The organism is Actinosynnema sp. NPDC023658 (genome assembly GCF_040639995.1).
In the GTDB taxonomy this organism is placed as follows: Bacteria; Actinomycetota; Actinomycetes; order Mycobacteriales; family Pseudonocardiaceae; genus Actinosynnema.
On record NZ_JBFAAX010000099.1, the window covers coordinates 15,795 to 16,846 of the forward strand.

Annotated in this window: 1 protein-coding gene and 1 pseudogene; both read left to right on the forward strand. The window is 76.5% G+C overall.

All coding sequences use genetic code 11. The features are described 5' to 3' along the window. Nucleotides 1–277: pseudogene (locus tag AB0G02_RS14335) on the forward strand (OpcA protein); the annotation flags it as partial. Nucleotides 278–378: 101 nt separating this feature from the next. Next, on the forward strand, nt 379–1,052 hold a 674-nt coding region (gene pgl, locus AB0G02_RS14340; RefSeq protein ID WP_360793724.1), incomplete at its 3' end, for a 6-phosphogluconolactonase.

The window sequence follows — 1,052 nt, forward strand, 5'->3', positions numbered from 1 at the left end:
GTACGAGGCGGCGTTGCGGTCGCTGGGCAAGGTCGTGCGGGGTCGGACCACGCCGAAGGCCGCTGCCGCGCCCAAGGCTGCCGCCGCGCCGAAGGCCGCCGCGCCGCGCAAGCCCGCGCGGGCCGCGTCCGGTGCCACCAAGGCGAAGGCCGACGGCCAGGTCGACGGCTCGACGGGCGCGGAGGTCGAGGACCAGCCCGCCTCGGCCAAGACCGCGGCCGCCCCGGCGACGCCCGCGACCGTGGCCGCGCAGACCGAGCCGAAGGCCAAGGCCTAGGTGAAGGCGGCGGCCAAGTCCACGACGAAGTCGGCCAAGCCGGCGTCGAAGCCCGCCGACAAGCCGGCTGACAAGCCCGCGACCAAGGCGAAGGCGGGCTCGTGAGCCGTCCCGAGGTGGTCGTGCACCGTGACGGCGGCCTGCTGGCCGCCACCACGGCGGCCCGGCTGGTGACCAGCCTGGTCGACGCGCAGGCCGCCCGCGGGTCGGCGTCGCTCGTGCTGACCGGTGGTCGGACCGGCATCGCGGTGCTGGAGCAGGTGTGCGTCTCGCCCGCCCGTGACGCGGTGGACTGGACGCGAGTCGACCTGTACTGGGGCGACGAGCGGTTCCTGCCCGCCGGGCACCCGGACCGCAACGAGACCCAGGCGCGGGAGGCGTTGCTGGACCACGTGCCCGTGCCGGCGTCGCGGGTGCACGTCATGGAGCCGTCGGACGGGCGGTTCGGTGACGACCCGGAGGCCGCCGCGTCCGCCTACGCCGAGGCCATCGCCGTCGGCGGGGCGGTGCCGTCGTTCGACGTGTGCCTGCTCGGTGTCGGGGAGGAGGGGCACGTCGCCTCGATCTTCCCGGACTCCCCGGCCGTGCACGAGCGGGACCTCCCGGTCGTCGCGGTGCGCGACTGCCCCAAGCCGCCGCCGACCCGCGTCAGCCTCACCCTGCCCGCGATCCGCGCGGCGCGGGAGGTGTGGCTGATGACGACCGGTTCGGCGAAGGCCGCGGCCGTCGCCACCGGCCTGACCGACGCGGACGAGACCCAGCTCCCGGCCGCCGG